Origin of the sequence: Myceligenerans indicum, from assembly GCF_016742955.1 — a bacterium.
GTDB classification, from domain to species: Bacteria; Actinomycetota; Actinomycetes; order Actinomycetales; family Cellulomonadaceae; genus Myceligenerans; species Myceligenerans indicum.
In genome coordinates this window covers 1-14,760 of the sequence record NZ_JABBYC010000040.1, presented here as the reverse complement: position 1 = coordinate 14,760, position 14,760 = coordinate 1, and the positions used below count along the sequence as shown (strand labels likewise).

Annotated in this window: 17 protein-coding genes; 11 read left to right on the top strand and 6 right to left on the bottom strand. The window is 71.0% G+C overall.

Annotation, left to right across the window (positions count from 1 at the left end; all coding sequences use genetic code 11):
* The first annotated feature begins 91 nt into the window (after positions 1 to 91).
* Positions 92 to 715, top strand: a complete 624-nt coding sequence (locus HGK34_RS17015; protein ID WP_201849577.1) for a helix-turn-helix domain-containing protein — start codon at positions 92 to 94, stop codon at positions 713 to 715.
* Entirely contained in the window at positions 712 to 1,665 is a 954-nt protein-coding gene (locus tag HGK34_RS23625; RefSeq protein ID WP_201849575.1) for a PDR/VanB family oxidoreductase, read from the top strand. The genes HGK34_RS17015 and HGK34_RS23625 overlap by 4 nt, the downstream gene beginning before the upstream one ends.
* Positions 1,666 to 1,814: 149 nt before the next feature.
* Here the strand turns inward: HGK34_RS23625 and HGK34_RS17005 are convergent, their stop codons facing one another.
* Positions 1,815 to 3,140 (bottom strand): amidohydrolase family protein, encoded by a 1,326-nt coding sequence (locus HGK34_RS17005; protein ID WP_201849573.1) that lies wholly within the window; start codon positions 3,138 to 3,140, stop codon positions 1,815 to 1,817.
* Positions 3,141 to 3,317: 177 nt separating this feature from the next.
* Positions 3,318 to 3,563: a hypothetical protein gene (locus HGK34_RS17000; RefSeq protein ID WP_201849571.1), complete on the bottom strand. Its 246-nt coding sequence runs from the start codon at positions 3,561 to 3,563 to the stop codon at positions 3,318 to 3,320.
* A gap of 101 nt (positions 3,564 to 3,664) precedes the next feature.
* Between HGK34_RS17000 and HGK34_RS16995 the strand changes: the two genes are divergently transcribed.
* On the top strand, positions 3,665 to 4,045 hold the full coding sequence (locus HGK34_RS16995) for an MmcQ/YjbR family DNA-binding protein (protein ID WP_201849569.1): 381 nt from the start codon (positions 3,665 to 3,667) through the stop codon (positions 4,043 to 4,045).
* A gap of 85 nt (positions 4,046 to 4,130) precedes the next feature.
* On the opposite strand, the gene HGK34_RS16990 is transcribed toward HGK34_RS16995, so the two are convergent.
* Positions 4,131 to 4,895: an SDR family NAD(P)-dependent oxidoreductase gene (locus HGK34_RS16990; RefSeq protein WP_201849567.1), complete on the bottom strand. Its 765-nt coding sequence runs from the start codon at positions 4,893 to 4,895 to the stop codon at positions 4,131 to 4,133.
* Between the two features lie 54 nt (positions 4,896 to 4,949).
* On the opposite strand from HGK34_RS16990, the gene HGK34_RS16985 reads away from it, so the two are divergent.
* Positions 4,950 to 5,315 carry an ArsR/SmtB family transcription factor gene (locus tag HGK34_RS16985; protein ID WP_201849565.1) on the top strand — a complete coding sequence of 122 codons (366 nt, stop codon included), beginning with the start codon at positions 4,950 to 4,952 and terminating at the stop codon, positions 5,313 to 5,315.
* Between the two features lie 249 nt (positions 5,316 to 5,564).
* Entirely contained in the window at positions 5,565 to 5,828 is a 264-nt protein-coding gene (locus tag HGK34_RS23785; RefSeq protein ID WP_372433147.1) for a hypothetical protein, read from the top strand.
* 77 nt (positions 5,829 to 5,905) lie between these two features.
* Here HGK34_RS23785 and HGK34_RS16975 read toward each other — a convergent pair whose 3' ends face one another.
* Positions 5,906 to 6,661: an SDR family NAD(P)-dependent oxidoreductase gene (locus tag HGK34_RS16975; protein WP_201849561.1), complete on the bottom strand. Its 756-nt coding sequence runs from the start codon at positions 6,659 to 6,661 to the stop codon at positions 5,906 to 5,908.
* Between the two features lie 167 nt (positions 6,662 to 6,828).
* On the opposite strand from HGK34_RS16975, the gene HGK34_RS16970 reads away from it, so the two are divergent.
* Positions 6,829 to 7,617: a helix-turn-helix transcriptional regulator gene (locus tag HGK34_RS16970; RefSeq protein ID WP_201849558.1), complete on the top strand. Its 789-nt coding sequence runs from the start codon at positions 6,829 to 6,831 to the stop codon at positions 7,615 to 7,617.
* A gap of 82 nt (positions 7,618 to 7,699) precedes the next feature.
* Positions 7,700 to 8,218, top strand: a complete 519-nt coding sequence (locus HGK34_RS16965; protein ID WP_201849557.1) for a GNAT family N-acetyltransferase — start codon at positions 7,700 to 7,702, stop codon at positions 8,216 to 8,218.
* 178 nt (positions 8,219 to 8,396) lie between these two features.
* Here the strand turns inward: HGK34_RS16965 and HGK34_RS16960 are convergent, their stop codons facing one another.
* Both HGK34_RS16960 and HGK34_RS16955 read right to left on the bottom strand, forming a co-directional pair.
* On the bottom strand, positions 8,397 to 8,801 hold the full coding sequence (locus tag HGK34_RS16960) for a hypothetical protein (protein WP_201849555.1): 405 nt from the start codon (positions 8,799 to 8,801) through the stop codon (positions 8,397 to 8,399).
* Positions 8,801 to 10,159 carry a DUF6177 family protein gene (locus tag HGK34_RS16955; protein ID WP_201849552.1) on the bottom strand — a complete coding sequence of 453 codons (1,359 nt, stop codon included), beginning with the start codon at positions 10,157 to 10,159 and terminating at the stop codon, positions 8,801 to 8,803. Before HGK34_RS16955 ends, HGK34_RS16960 begins: the two co-directional genes overlap by 1 nt.
* 253 nt (positions 10,160 to 10,412) lie before the next feature.
* Here HGK34_RS16955 and HGK34_RS16950 point away from each other — a divergent pair, with 253 nt between their 5' ends.
* The 4 genes from HGK34_RS16950 to HGK34_RS16935 all read left to right on the top strand — a co-directional run bounded on the left by HGK34_RS16950 (position 10,413) and on the right by HGK34_RS16935 (position 14,743).
* Entirely contained in the window at positions 10,413 to 11,012 is a 600-nt protein-coding gene (locus tag HGK34_RS16950; protein ID WP_201849550.1) for a hypothetical protein, read from the top strand.
* Positions 10,999 to 11,961: a hypothetical protein gene (locus HGK34_RS16945; protein ID WP_201849548.1), complete on the top strand. Its 963-nt coding sequence runs from the start codon at positions 10,999 to 11,001 to the stop codon at positions 11,959 to 11,961. The genes HGK34_RS16950 and HGK34_RS16945 overlap by 14 nt, the downstream gene beginning before the upstream one ends.
* A gap of 181 nt (positions 11,962 to 12,142) precedes the next feature.
* Positions 12,143 to 12,517, top strand: a complete 375-nt coding sequence (locus HGK34_RS16940; protein WP_201849546.1) for a DUF6507 family protein — start codon at positions 12,143 to 12,145, stop codon at positions 12,515 to 12,517.
* 129 nt (positions 12,518 to 12,646) lie between these two features.
* Positions 12,647 to 14,743, top strand: coding sequence for a hypothetical protein (locus tag HGK34_RS16935; RefSeq protein ID WP_201849544.1), 2,097 nt, complete (start codon positions 12,647 to 12,649; stop codon positions 14,741 to 14,743).
* The last annotated feature ends 17 nt before the right edge of the window (positions 14,744 to 14,760 follow it).

The following is a 14,760-nucleotide window of genomic DNA, read 5'->3' as shown; positions in this document are numbered from 1 at the left end:
CGGTCCCGACGTTTCCCTGGCGTAACGTCGCGATTTCCGTCCCTGCCGCATCGGCGGGGCAGGCTCCGGGACGAGGAGAAGACGAGTACAGATGGACAACGAGGACGCCGAACGACTCGGTGCGAGCATCCGCGCGCGGCGAAGACAGCTGGGGCTGACGATCGTGCAGGTCGCCGGTCAGGCGAGCCTCTCGCACCCGTTCCTCAGCCAGGTCGAGCGCGGTCTCGCGCGGCCGAGCCTCGATTCGCTCGGACGCATCGCGCTCGCACTGGGAACGAGCCAGATCGAGCTCATGTCGGGCAGCACGATCGACGCGGGCGTCCCGGGTGTGCAGGTCTCCCGCAGCGACGCGACGACCGGGACCTATGGCAAGGAACAGGCCCGCATCCTCGTGCACGGCGACACCCGCTTCACTCCCATCGACGTTCGCGGCACGCACCAGGAGCGCGGGGAGTACCACATTCACGGCGAGGACGAGTTCGTCACCGTGCTCCTCGGCACGGTCGATGTGGACCTCGGCGACGACGGCGTCTTCACGCTCGGCGTCGACGAGTCCCTGTACTTCCCCGGCGGCACCCGACACCGCTGGGGGAGCCACGACGGCGAGCCGTACCGGCTGCTGGTCGTCAAGGAACGCATCGCCCCCCGGTCGTCGTCGCAGCGGTCGCCGCTGCACCCGTCGCCGCAGCGGCGGGAGAAAGGACACAGGACGTGAGCTTCTTCAGCGACGTCGAGCGCGAACTCGTCGTCACCGCACGCACCGAGGTGGCCGACGGCATCGTCGCGCTCGACCTCGCCGCCTCGAACCGCCGCCCCTTGCCCGCGTGGACTCCAGGGAGCCACATCGACCTCATGCTCGGTTCGGGCCGCGAACGGCAGTACTCGCTCTGCTCCGACCCCGCCGACCGCGGCACCTGGCGGATCGCCGTGCTCCGCCAGGACGCGGGCCGGGGCGGCTCCGTCGCCGTCCACGGGCTCCGGGCAGGCCAGTTCGTCCGGTCTCGCGGGCCGCGGTCGAACTTCGCCTTCGACGCCCCCGCCCGCGGCGAACGGGTCGTGTTCGTCGGGGGCGGCATCGGCATCACACCCCTGCTGCCGATGATCCGCGCCGCGGCCGACGCAGGAGCCGACTGGACCCTCGACCACGCCGTGCGCTCGCGAGCGGCCCTGCCGTTCGCCGAGGAGCTCGCCGCCCACGGCGAGCGGGTGCGCCTCCACGTGTCCGACGACGGCGAACGCCTCGACGTCGCCGCCCTCGTCGCGGCGTCGGACAACGCACCGATCTGGGCGTGCGGGCCGTCACGCATGCTCGACGCGATCGCGGCGGCGGCCACGCCCGGCACCCGCCTCCACGTCGAGCCGTTCACCGCGGGCGACCTTCCCGAGCCCGTCCGGCCCGAACCCTTCGAGATCGAGCTGCTGTCGACCGGTGACGTGCTGGACGTGCCCACCGATCGTTCTGTCCTCGAGGTCCTCGAGGACAACGACGTGCTCGCTGTCTCCTCGTGCCGTGAAGGCACATGCGGGACCTGCGAGACGGTGGTCGTCGAGGGGGACGTCGACCATCGGGACCGTGTGCTGACTCCCGCAGAGCGGGAGACGAGCCCGGTGATGATGGTCTGCGTCTCCCGCGCGGCCTGCCCGCGCCTCGTGCTCGACGTCTGAGGATCCTCCGGGCGCCCGGCCACGCCCGTGGCCGGGCAGCTCCGCCCGCGGGACGGCATCCGAGCCTGCACGGACCGCAGCCGGACACGCGCTCCGCGCCAGATGGTCGGGCCCCGCCGCGTGACCCGACCGCCTGGACACCGGGTGGGTCAGCGGCCGACGCGCTCTCGCAGAGCGGCTGAGATCTCGGCCTCGTCCCCGGCCGTGAGCCGGTAGTCGCGCACCACGATCCTGCCCCCGACGACGACATGGCGCGGACGGCGCCCCGGCGACGCCCAGAGCAGGCCGCCGACCGGATCGGCGACGCCCGCGTCCGCGACCCCTGAGACGTCCCACACGCACAGGTCGGCCGGGACTCCTGGAGCGATCCGGCCGAGCTCCGGACGGCCCAGGCCGTCGGCGCTGCCCGCCGTGGCCGCAGCGAGCACCTCACGCGCCGTCAGCTGACGGCCGACGAGACCCGAGACCTGAAGCGCGAGCCGTGCGTCCGCGAGCAGGTGCCCGGCGTCGTTGCTCCCGCCGCCGCTCGTGCCCAGCCCCACCGTGATCCCGGCCGCGAGAAGCTTCGCGACGGGTGCCACACCCCACCCCATGGGCACATCGCACCCGGGCGCGTGCGTGGCGGTCACGCCGCGATCCGCGAGCAGCGCGATCTCGTCGTCGTGCACGTCGCACAGGTGCGCGACCGTCACCCCCTCCTCCAGCCAGCCCCACGCGTCCAGGAGCTCCAGCGGACGCCGCCCGTAGCGGGAGGCGGCGATCTCCGTGTCGACCTGCTCGTTCGCCTGGGTCCGCCGCCGCAGGCCGAACTTGCGTGCCACCTCGCCGAGCGCGGCGAACGTGTCCTCCCGGTCGCTGTGCACGCCCGCCGGCCCGACCGCCACCTGCACCATCCCGTCGTCGCCCACCCCGCCGTGCGCCGGAGCGAACGCCCGCGCGATCGCCTCGGCGCTCGCCGCCGCGACGGCGGCGTCGTCGCCCGCGGTGCCGCGCACGAACGCCACCCGCCCGCCGAGCTCGCGGGCCGCACGCACGACGCCGTCCGCGATCGCGACGTCGTCGTCGAGCAAGCTGGTGGCGTTCGTCCTCGGCTCGGCGGGCGCAGGCCAGGTGAGGTGGTGGTCCGCGACCGTGGTGACGCCGCTGAGCAGGGCCTCCGCGATCCCGGCGCGCGCTGCCGCATGGGACAGGCCGCCGTCGACGCCCGCGGAGCGGTACGCGGCCGCCATGGTCGGCAGCCACTCCCGCATCGGCACGCCGCGGGTGCCGGGCAGGGTGCGGAAGGCGGTCTGGAGCAGGTGATGGTGGGCGTTGACGAGTCCCGGGGTGACGACGCATCCGGAAGCATCGAGTTCCGGGGCTCCCTCCCGGGCCGTCCGAGCCACGTGCCCGTCGGCGACGTGCACGTCGCCGGGGCTCTCGCCGGCCACGGACCAGACCGACAGGGCGTTGCGCAGGGAGAGGCTGGTGCTCATGACGCAGAGTAGTCAGCGCCGTGTTGCCGGGGTGTGTCGTGGTGCCGCGGCTCAGGGGAAGCCGCGGAACCCTCGGTCGAGCGCGTCGGCCTTGTGCTGTGCGGGGTCGATGTTCCGCGGGGTCAGGAACGCGGGGGAGTGGCGATCAGGGCCGCACCCGACGAGGGGTCCGCGCTCTCAGCGCGATGTCGGGCCTTCCACGTCCACCGGCCCGGGCGGGATCGGGTGCTCGATCTGCAGGTTGACGGTGCTGCGTGACGTGGGGATCACGGCGAGCTGGGCTTCTGCGCCGCCGGCGTCGATGGCGCGCACATGGAGGTGTCCGTTCTTGAGGCGCATCGCGAACTGGTCGGCGCCGGCGACGAAGCGCACCTCGCTGTCGTCGTCGATCACCGTGGGGCCCGTGGGCAAGGTCTTCGGCATGGGTACAGCATGCCTGGCCGGGGCATGGTCCATCGAGTCGTCCCCCGGATCCGGGCCGAGAGGCCGCGGGCCGTGTCAGTCACTGGTGCGAGACTCCTGGGGTGAGCGAACGTGCACCCGTCCCGACCGATTTCGTCCAGCGAGTCGCCGCCGTCCTCGAACGCCTCCCGGACTGCCGTGAGCACGACGCCTGGACCGGTGTCGCGTGGAAGGTCCGTGACGCGACCGTGGGGCATGTGTTCGGAGGGGAGGACGGCCTGGTCCGGATCACGTTCCGCGCCGAGCCTGACGAGGTCCAGGCGTTCCAGCACCTCGGGCCGCAGTACTTCAAGGCGAGCTGGGGGAGCAACGCCGTGGGCATGGTGCTCGACGGGCACACCGACTGGGAGGAACTGGCCGAGCTGCTCACCGACTCCTACTGCATCCAGGCACCCCAGAGCTTGGCCGCGCAGGTGCAACGGCCGGCGCCGCACGCGCCCTGAGCTGTTCTGGCGGTCCGCGTCGGCCGCTCGACAGGAAGTCGCCCGGCCGCCGCTGGTCACCCGGCGTCGACGCTCTGGTTCGGGGCTACGTGAGCTCCAGACCGCCGTCGATGGTGAGGACCTGGCCGGTGAGCCAGGTGGTGGCGGGGGCGGTCAGGTGCAGTACCCACGTGGCGACCTCGTGCGGTTCGCCGCGGCGGCCCAGGGGGATGCGGTCGGCCTCCTGCTGCTTGATCTGCTCGATGGCCGCTTCCGGTAGCCCGGCGGCGGCCAGGGCCTGGCTCTCGGTCGGTCCAGGAGCCAGGGCGTTGACGCGGATGCCGTCGGGCGCGAGTTCCATCGCCCAGCTCCGGGTGAGCTGTTCCAGGGCCGCCTTGGAGGCTGCGTAGTGGGCGGCGCCGGGTAGCGGCCGGTGGCCGAAGGTGCTGGAGATGTTCACGATCGAGCCGCGGGCGTGGCGCAGGTGGGGCAGCGCGGCGCCGGCCAGAAGGCTCGGCGCGGTGACGTTGAGGTCGAACAGGGCCGTGATGTCCGCGGCGTTGGTGTCGGCCAGCGGCATCATCTTCGTGGCGCCGGCGTTGTTGACGAGCACGTCCAGCCGGCCCCACCGCTCGGCCGCGGCGTCCACCACCTGCTGGGCGGTGTCCGGGGCGCGCAGGTCTGCCGGGTGGACGGCGATGCCCGGATGTCCGGCGGCGGTCTCCTCCAGCGCGTCGATACGGCGCCCCACGCCCAGCACGTGTGCTCCGGCGTCGGCGAGGGCGCGTGCGGTGGCGCGGCCGATGCCGGAGCCGGCGCCGGTGACGACGGCGACCTGACCGGTGGGGTCTTCGAGGGGTGGCACGGCCATGACTCTCCTTGTTCGATGTTCGTAGAACGACGAACGACAACGTAGCATGGCCCTATGAGGCAGGTGCGACACCCCGAACGTGACGAGATCACCTTCATCGCCGTGGTGGCGGCGTTCAGCGATCCGATCCGTGTCGGACTGCTGCGCGTCCTGGCCGACGGCCGCGAACGCCAATGGGGCGAACTGCGTGCACCGGTGGCCAAGTCCACCCTCAGCCACCACCTGCGGGTGCTGCGTGACGCGGGCGTCACCCGCACCCGGCAGGAGGGCACGCGCTGCTACGTCGAGCTGCGCCGCGAGGACCTCGACGCCCGTTTCCCCGGCCTGGTGGACGCCGTTCTCCACGGGGCCGAGGGCGACGACGTCGGCGCTGACGTCGGCGTCGTCGACAACGCCTCCACGAGCCGACCTGCCGGATGACGAGCACGCCGCACGTCGACCGGCGGCGACGACAACGGCGGCCGTAGACGGAGGAATTCTCGGCGACCGGCAGGATGTGTCGGCCGGATCCCGTCGGCCGAGCCGCCACCTTTGGGGTGCTCTCCTCGTGGCCGCTCGACGTGAGCGGCCGCTGGGCCGTCACGAAAGGACCTGACTGTGAAGATCCCGTTCCTCACCGGTGCCGACAAGAGGATCGGCGTCGGTGCGTCAGGCGAAGGCGTACGCGGCATGGTTCAGCTGTCGGCGAGCCAGCGGGAGCCGTCACCTTCGGCGCCCTCGTGGTCGGTGGAGGCTGCCAATCTCTGGCAGGTCGCGCACCCCACTCCCGTCCTTGCCCGGCTCTACGAGGAGGAACCGGCGTGGGGTCATGTCGCACTGGACTTCGAGCCTCGCCTGACCCGCCTCCTTCAGGCCACAGCCAGGGGTCTTGCAGGTGCAGGCACCGAGCTCACCCCGTCAGCAGGATCTGCTGCACGGAGGGGCGACACCTGACAGGGATGCAGCGCCGTGTGGCGCTGCCGAGAGGATGTTTCCTGTGTCCCGACCCCCCGACGGATGCCGAGGGCCGGTCACCACGGGAGGTCGGCGCCCTCCCAGAAGGTGAAGGTGCCGGACGGCCCGTCCGGCCCGAGGCGGGCGACGCGCACCACCTCCCGGCAGGCGTCCTCGACCGACTCCGTGCCCTGGAAGTTGACCAGGGCGGTGTTCGCGAACCCCGGCGAGACGAGGTTGACCTTGATGTCGGTGGACTCCAGCTCGATCATCATGGACAGCGTCGTGGCGTTGAGCGCGGTCTTGGACGCGGAGTAGACCGGCTCGAAGGTCCCGTGGAACGGGAAGGCCGGGTCGGCCATGGTCGTGAGCGAGCCCTGCGCGCTGGTGACGTTCACGATCCGCGCGTCCGACGACTCGCGCAGCAGCGGCAGCATCGCCTGATACACCGCCAGGACGCCGAAGACGTTGACTTCCCACACGGCTCGCATCTCGTCGAGCGATGCGACACTTGGCCGCGACAGCGCGCGCAGCTCCTCCATGTCCTGGATGTCGCTCCGGGTGCTGGAGATGGCGGCGTTGTTGACGAGCAGGTCGAGCCGGCCGGCCTCCTCCTGGATCCGGCCGGCGGCCCGGGCGACCGAGGCCGCGTCGGTCACGTCGAGCTGGAGCGCGATGGCGCTCTCACCGATCTCGACGGCCGCCTTCTCACCACGGACGAGGTCGCGGGAACCGAGGTACACGGTGAGCCCGTCGGCGACCAGCTCCTTCGCCACCTGCTTGCCCATGCCCTGGTTGGCTCCGGTGACGAGTGCGATGCGGTTCGTGGGCACGAGGCCCCTCCCTCTGGATGGTCTGCTGCTGATCGATGAGCATCCGCGCCTGCCTGCGCGCGGCATGCTCTGCGACGACTATGCGGCGCCGTTCCAGGCCGGGGGAAGGCCCACCTGAGCCTGGTACTGGCAGGGCCACGCGAGGGACGAGGGCTCATACTGTCTTCATGCCGATGGAGACAAGGGCAGACTTCGCGAAATACCTGCGTAGTCGACGAGCCATGGTGGCTGCTCCCGAGCAGAGGGCCGCAGGGCGGGTGTCGCGGCGACGGGTTCCCGGACTGCGTCGCCAGGAGCTGGCCGAGGCCGCAGGGATATCCGTCGACTACTACACCCGTCTTGAGCAGGGGCGTGCCCCTCGCCCGTCACGCGGGGTCCTCACCGCGCTGGCCCGAGCCGTAGGCCTCACGGCTGCCGAACGGAACTACCTGTTCCGACTCGCAGGTGAGGTACCGCCCGAGCCGCTGGCGCCCGACAGTGAGCTCCGGCCAGGACTCCGCCGACTGCTGCGCTGCCTCGATGACACGGTCCCCGTCACAGTTCACGACGGACGGCTGGACGTGGTGGCACGCAACGCGGCCGCCACCGAGATCCTCGGATCCCTCCCCACCGAGGGACGCTTCAGGCGCAACATCGTCTGGCATGGCTTCATGGCTACCGCGCGCGTCGTCCTCGGAGACGAGGGAGCGCACAAGTACGCCCAGTGGGCCACCGCCGAGCTACGCGCGGCGATGGGACGGTACCCGGGTGACGAATACCTCCGGTCACTCCGCGCAGATCTCTCGACGACCAGCGTCGCCTTCCAGAACTACTGGGCGCTTGGCGAGGTATCCGTGACGCAGTCCGCAGAGAAGCACCTGTACCACCCGGCTCGTGGGTGGCAGGTCTTTCAGAGCGAGATGTTGCACGACGCCGAGCGGGACCACTGGGTCGTGATCTACGCCCCGGCTGGGTGAGTCCGGACAGGTCCTCCCTCACCGAACGGCGTTGAGGTAAATGGTTGGTCCGGCGGGGCCGCAGGGGCTGAGGATGTGCGCGATGACTACTACTCCTTCCCGATCGGTTCGCTTCGTCGAGATGACCGGTGCGGCGCTGCGTGCGTTGCTGGCCGGCGACCGCCCCGCGGCACAGACCGAGCTCGGCTTCCCACTCGGCGACGAGTTCCTGACCGACAGGGCCAAGTGGCTGTGGCAGTACCGCCTCGATCAGCTGACCCGGGACCCCGGCACCTTCGGGTGGCTCGTCAAGCTGGTCGTGGCCGACGAGATCGTGGTCGGCTATGCCGGATTCCACGGTCCACCGGACGAGGCCGGCATGGTGGAGATCGGCTACACCGTCGACCCGGCGTACCGGCGACAGGGTTTCGCCAAGGCGATCGTGACCGCGCTCCTGGAACGTGCGGCGGCCGAACCCGCGGTACGGACCGTGCGGGCCACGATCAGCCCGACCAACCAAGCATCGCTGGCCACCATCGCCGGATTCGGCTTCGTCGAGAACGGCGAACAGTGGGATGAGGAGGACGGCCTGGAGCTCATCTTCGAGCGCCCCAGCCGCTGAGACGACCTTGGCCGGCGAGCCTGACAGAGGCCCGCTTTCGGTGGCTTCAAGGCTGGAGTCACTGATGAAGCCAAGGCTCCTGAGGACGTCGCGGAGGCATTCGCCGGTCCGGTCATCGAGGAGATCCAGGGCCACGAGCTGACCGGCGACGATGCGCCCGTCGTGCCGGCTCCGGCTCCTACCGGCCGTCCTGGATGATGCAGGTGCCGTCCGTCAGGTCGGCGAGGGTCCGGCAGATCTGGATTCCGACCAGCCCGAACGGGGTGGCGGGTGCGGTCGCTTCGATCCACACGCACTCGGCGGTGGCCGGGTCATCGGCGGCCCGCGCGATCGCCTCGCGCAACGTGTGGGGGAGTACGACGTCGGGGTGGAGGCGCTCGACCTCCTTGGGCGCGCGCAGGAGGGCAGGTTGCTCGAGGGTCAGGACGATCTGGACGCCGTCGTCGGTGGGGGCAGCGAACTGGAGTAGTGCGCCGGGATTGATGCGGCGCACGCCGATGTCGGGCAGGACGCCTGTGGCGGCGTGCAGGATCTCGGCGTCGGTCAGGGGGCGGGGCGCCAGGATGGTGATCTCGCGGGGCATCAGTGGTGCTTCTGTAGGGGGCGGGTGGCTGGTCCGAGCTCGCGCAGGATCTCGGTGAGGCGGGCATGGTCCGGGCGTTCGGGTGTGCCGAGCGGGATGACGAGGGCGGGCAGGTGGCGGGAACCTGCGCGGAGGCCGCCGAACCGGGTCGCGGCGTCGTCCACGTTGATGCCGGCCGTCTCGAGCGTGGATGCCCCGATGGCCAGTGCAAGTGGTGTGGGAGGTGGTTCGAGCAGGGGCGGGATGTTGAGGTCGGCTCGGCCGGTGTGGGTCAGGGCGAGGCCGGAGCCGATGATGGCTTGTCGTGAGACGAGGGCCAGGGCGTCGGTGACGCGGGCGAGTCGCGCGTTCGCTTCGGTGCCGGGCGGGCCGGCGTTCAGCCACAGGCGGGTGGTTTCTTCGATGCCGTCGGGTGTGCGGCGTGCGGTGATGGTGCCCACGGCGTTCTCGCCGACGACGACGAGCCGCGGGCCGTTCGCGATGTGTTCGCGGGCGTACTCGGTCAGTGCGGCGGGGTCCCACGGCGCCAGGGCGGGCTCGCGGGTGCCCCAGGACGTGGGGTGCGTGCCCAGGACGTGTTCCAGGATGGTCTGCGTGGTGCCGCCCAGGGCCGTGGTGGCGCGGGGGTGGTGGTGAACCGACAGCGAGACGTGGAGCTGGCGGGCCTGCGGGAAGGCGGCGGCGCGGAGCAGGTGTGCGCGGGCGTGGTCGGGGACGTCGTCGGGGATCTGGCGCAGGAAGATCGGCGATCGTGTGTCTGTGTCTGTGTCTGTGTCTGTGTCTGTGTCTGTGGGCGCGGGCCGGGAGGCGGTGTGCAGGCCGGCTGCGTTGTCGTCCCAGCCTTTGTCCGGGGCGACGTCGTCGCCGGGAATTGCCTCGCCGGGAATGGCGCCGTCGGACGGAGTGGGGGGATCGGCGTCGGGCCGGCGCGTCGGCGTGTCCGTTGGGTACGACGACGGTCCGGCGGGCCCGGCGGACCGGCTGGCGATCAGGTCGGCGATGCGGGTGGCGCCGCGGCCGGTGAAGCCGTCGCGCAGGGTGCCGGCGTCTTCGCGGACCACCCAGGCCGCGCCGGACGAACGGAGCGCTGCGTGCATGACGGGTGTGAGGATGCTGCGCTCGTCCGTGACCAGGACGAACATCTTGTCGCCGTCGAGCTCCGGGTCGAGGGTGCGGCGCAGCAGGTCGGAGCGCGCCTCGGACAGTCCGACGACGGCGGCGCGCGACTCATGCTGCAGCCACGTTGAGGTGATGAAGTCGGCCGCCGGGGGAAGTGCGATGCCGGCCTGGCGGACATGCGCCGTGGTCATGCCGGCCGGGGGACCGGATCCGGTCGCGGGTGGGGTGTCCGTCGCCACGTTGGTTCCGATCGCTCCTTGGCTGGGCCCGAGTCCTGCTCGGGTGCCCTCGGGGGATGGCTGATGCCGTCGGTATCTTGCCACCTTTGTCAGGGTCTCGGGTGCTTCCAGCTGGTTGGCAGGTCTCCGCGTGTCGCGCCCGGGCCGCGTCCAGCTCACGGCTAGGTTTGCGCTAGTTTGTCCACTGTCGTGCTGGGGGCGCGGTGCCTCGGGGCGTGACCACCCAACCGCTACCGGGGAGTGCCGGAAGAACATGACTCGCAAGATCAAGCGCCTGGCGGGGCTGGCCGCCGTCGTCGTGCTGGGGTTGGCGCTGGCTGCGTGCCAGGGGGAGCCGGTCGAGATGCCGACGCCCAGCGTCGAAGCTGCCAGTCCGAGCCCGTCGCCGTCTCCATCGGCTGACCGCGCCGAGGAGGCCATCGCGGAGCGGGCGGCTGCGGCGGAGAAGAGCTACCGCGAGTACCTCAAGATCTCCGCGAAGTACGCGCAGAAGGGTGAGAGTCCGTTCTGGGAGCTCAACGACAACCACTACATCGCCGGAGACGTAGCGGAGGCCCAGCAGCAGAGCTGGGAGTCGTTCGAGTTGCTCGAGCAGAAGTGGGTCGGCGCGCCTTCGATCGAGAGCATCGAGTTTGCGCACTTCGAAGGGAATCCGCTGCGCGAGGAGATCACCGGCCAGCGTGTGCACTTTCGCGTCTGTTTGGACAACAGCAAGCGTGACATCGTCAACCCTGACGGCAGCTCAGCAATTCTGGGGGGCGCCGAGCGGGTCCTGCTGAACATTGCCCTGCAAGGTCAGCCGGGCGGGCAGTGGAGTTTCGTGAAGAGCGAGGTCTCGAATGAGGGGTGCTGACGTGCGCTCCTTCGTCTCCGTCGCCGTGCTGGCGATGTCGCTGATGCTCGGCGCGATCGTTGTGGCGTCACCGGCTGCTGCCGCAGGGTCCGAGCAGCAGGACGTGCCGCCCGGGTGCTACAAGAAAGTGACCACGGATACCGAGGGCGTCGTCAAGACAGAGATCGTCTGTCCTGGCCAACTTCCTGGCGAGGAGCCGGGGACGACGGCGCCGGTCTCGGGTAGGGAGCGTGCCTGCTACCACGGCGAGAGGAAGATCTCGTGCACCCGCGGTGACGCCATCTGGGACGGCCGCTGCTACGTGTCCCGGGTCCCGGAGAGCGAGTGGCCGGCGAAGGATGACCCTGTCTGGGAGGGGCGCGACGACGGCGTGATCGTGGAGTGCCTCCCGTACCCGTGTATCCAGCGGCCGGATCAGGACAACGCGGATTGTGGTGCCGGCCTGGTGTGGCGTCCCGGTCCGCCGGAGCAGGGTCCGGATCCGGAGGTGCTGGCGATGCGGGCGATCGATCAGATGCAGTTGCGGCCGATCGACATCGGCATCGTGCCCGACGACGAGTCCGGCAAGATCGGCGCGGTGGGCCTGCCGGTGTGGGCGTGGGTCTCGGAGCCTGCCCCGGCGACGTACGGCCCCATCTCAGCGGAGGCCAGCGCGGGCGGCGTCACCGTGCGCGCGGAGGCGCGGGTGCGGCGGGTGGTTTGGGACTTCGGGGACGGGACCGTCATCACGTGCGACGGCACGGGCACGCCGTACGAGGACCGGTTCGGGATCGCCGATTCGCCGGACTGCGGTCACCGGTATGAGAAGCAGGGCGACCCGTACGAGGTGGCGGCCACGTCGTACTGGGTCGTGGAGTGGACCGGTGGCGGCCAGTCCGGAACGATCCCGCTGGACTTCACCGCCACGACCCGGATCAGGGTCGGCGAGTACCAGGTCCTGAGCCAGTGACAGGCAGATCGGCGGTGACCGGACCGCTCTGTACGGGAGCGGCGGGGCCCGAGGCCGAGGCGGTGGCGGCTCCCGCGGTGGCGTAGAGCGCGGCAGTGGCGACCTTGATGACGGCGAACTTCACGACGATCACTGTGAACTTCACGGCGACGGCGACGGCCAGTTGAACAGGGGATGAGGGATGCACGGCGGTGAGGGCTGGGGCCTTGATCCGGAGGCGATCCGGCGGGTGCTCGTGAACGCTCAGAATGCTGGTGAGGATCTGGCCGAGGCGCTGCGCGAACCCGCAGTGCATGTGGAGGCCGCGGTGGAGGGTGCGGCCGGTGCGGAGCCGGTCGCCGACGCGTTGGCGGGGTTCCTGGAGAACCGCACCGCGACGCTGCGGGGCATGACTGAGCGTGTCCAGGACGGGATCACGGGTGCCGGTACCGCGCTGCGGGTGTACCTGCAGGGGGACGAGGAGATGGCGGCCGAGCAGCGGGTGGCGGCGGGTGAGACGGCCTCGGGTGTGTCGACGCCGCGTGGGGGTCGGGCGTCGTTCGAGCGCGGGCAGTAGGGCGCAGGGATGGCGGCGGTGATCGATCCGGTCCAGGTTCCGGGCGGGGGCCTGGATCCGGAGAAGGTGGAGGCGGCTGCGGCGAGCCTGAGAGCGGTCGCCGGCAGGATCCACGTGCGCGGTGCGCGAGTGGCCGCGGTGTGGCAGGGGTTGCGGGAGTCGTATCGGGCCCCTGAGGCGGGTCAGTTGTATCGGGTGATGGATCCGGTCAGGGACCAGGCGGCCCAGTTCGCCGACGAACTGCGCACGGTCGCCGATGCGTTGAGCCACCTGGCCGAGGACTACCGGGAGGTGGTGCGGCGTCGGGGCTTGCTGATCTCGCAGGTGGAGGCGTTCAACGGCAAGGTCCACCCCGAGTGGGCGGGGGCTCTGGTGGAAGTGAGCGATTGGGTCGCTGGTGAGAAGCCTGCGTGGCAGTTGAGCTCGCTGGCGGTCGCGGAGTACAACCGGCTGATCGCCGCGATGACGAAGCTGAGGGCCGACCAGGCCGAGGCGGAGGAGCGGTGCGCGCGGAAGGTCCGCGGCCTGGACGGTGCGGCGCGCTGGGGTGCAGCGACCCCGGGCATGTGGTCGGCGTCCAACATCTACAACCCCGCGCCGCAGCAGGCTCTGCCGTGGGGTCCGCCCGTGGAGCACGACTGGTGGGACCCGCTGGCTCCGGTCACGAGCCTGCTCAAGGGCGTGTGGGTGGATGGGATCTGGGGCGGGCTGCAGGGCCCGGGCGCGATGGTGGGGCTGGCCGGCGCCGACGCATTCGGCCAGACGTGGGCCGGGGTAGGCGAGCTACTGGGCCGGGATGCGGAGACCGGCGACTGGTGGCAGGCGGGCGCGGCCGGGGACGCGTGGCTCGAGATGGGTAAAGGCCTGGTTGCCTGGGACCTGTGGGCTACCGATCCCATGCGTGCGGCGGGGAACGTGGCGCTGCTCGCGTTACCCGGTCTGGGCGCGGTCCGTGTGGTCAAGACGCTGCGGGCGGTGCGTGGCGGGGCGAGAACGACACGCGGTCTTGATGCTGACGGCATCCGCCCCAACACGCGCCCCGGCACCGGGTCTGGGAAGATTCTGGGTGTGGCCGGCCGGGTCCTGGATGTGGCCACCAGCGACAGGGCGCTGGAGGTCGCTGCGCGGATCGATCGGGCGATGGACCCGCTGGGCACGCTCACCGACGCAGGGTTCGTCAGTACGCGCAAGCTGATCGACAACCTCGACCTGACTGGCGCAAGCCGGGGCAGCGGCGACGCGAACCCGCGCCCGCCGGCCATGGGCGCGGCGGGCGAGACCACGGTCGCGGCCAGCTCCACGACGACCGCCGGAACCACCTCCGACGCCGCCTCCGCGGCGACGCCCGACGGGAGGTCCGGCGCTGCGCCGATGCGCCAGCCGGATCCGCAACTGGTCCCCGACGCGACCCAGCAGGCGCCCACCCAGCCGCTCACCACCGACGGCGTCCGGAGCGTTGACGACAACCCGCTCCCACGGCGCAACGGTCCGGAGCTCGCAAGTCCGCCGCATATGCGGGACAACGACGTCGTGCCGTCTCATTCCGGCGACCCGGCGCATTTCCGGGTGGAAGGCGCGACGGCGGAAGCCCGGGCGGGCGTGCTCGAACGAGACCCGGTCGTGGTCGGCGGCCAGGAGGCAGACACGCGTCTGGAACACACCGACGGCCAGGGCGGAACGCCGGACCAGGTTGGTGATGGCCAAGACTTCTCGGGCGTTGGTCGTCGTGACGTTGCCGCCGGTTCTGGCGGTGACAGTTCCCATGGAGCTGACGGGAACGGTCCGGCCGCGGGTGGCCGCGGGCACGCCGGGGTTGCGGATATGGAGCCGGTCTCGTGGCGCGGTCCCGATGGACGGCTGGTGCTGAGCGCGGGACAGCAGGCGGCCCCGGACGAGTTCCTGGGCGACGTGCGCAGGCTCGAGCCGGAGTGGACGCGGGTGATGTCCGACGTCGTGACCGGTCATCCCGGGGCTCGGTTGGACGAGACGGCCGGACGGTTCAAGCCTGATCAGGAGCTGTACGCCGATTTGGCCTCCGGTGCGCGGCGGATCGAGGGTGTCGCGGCGACGGACCTGCTGGCCGAGGCGATCGACACGGTGCGGTATCGGGTTTTGGCGGCCCCGTCAGACTTCACGACCTCGGTCCAGGGTGTGATCGATGATCTGGCCGAGCAGGGCTACCGGCCGGTCGGAGCCCTCGAGAACCTGTCTCTTATACACATCTGACGCTGCCGACGATAAGG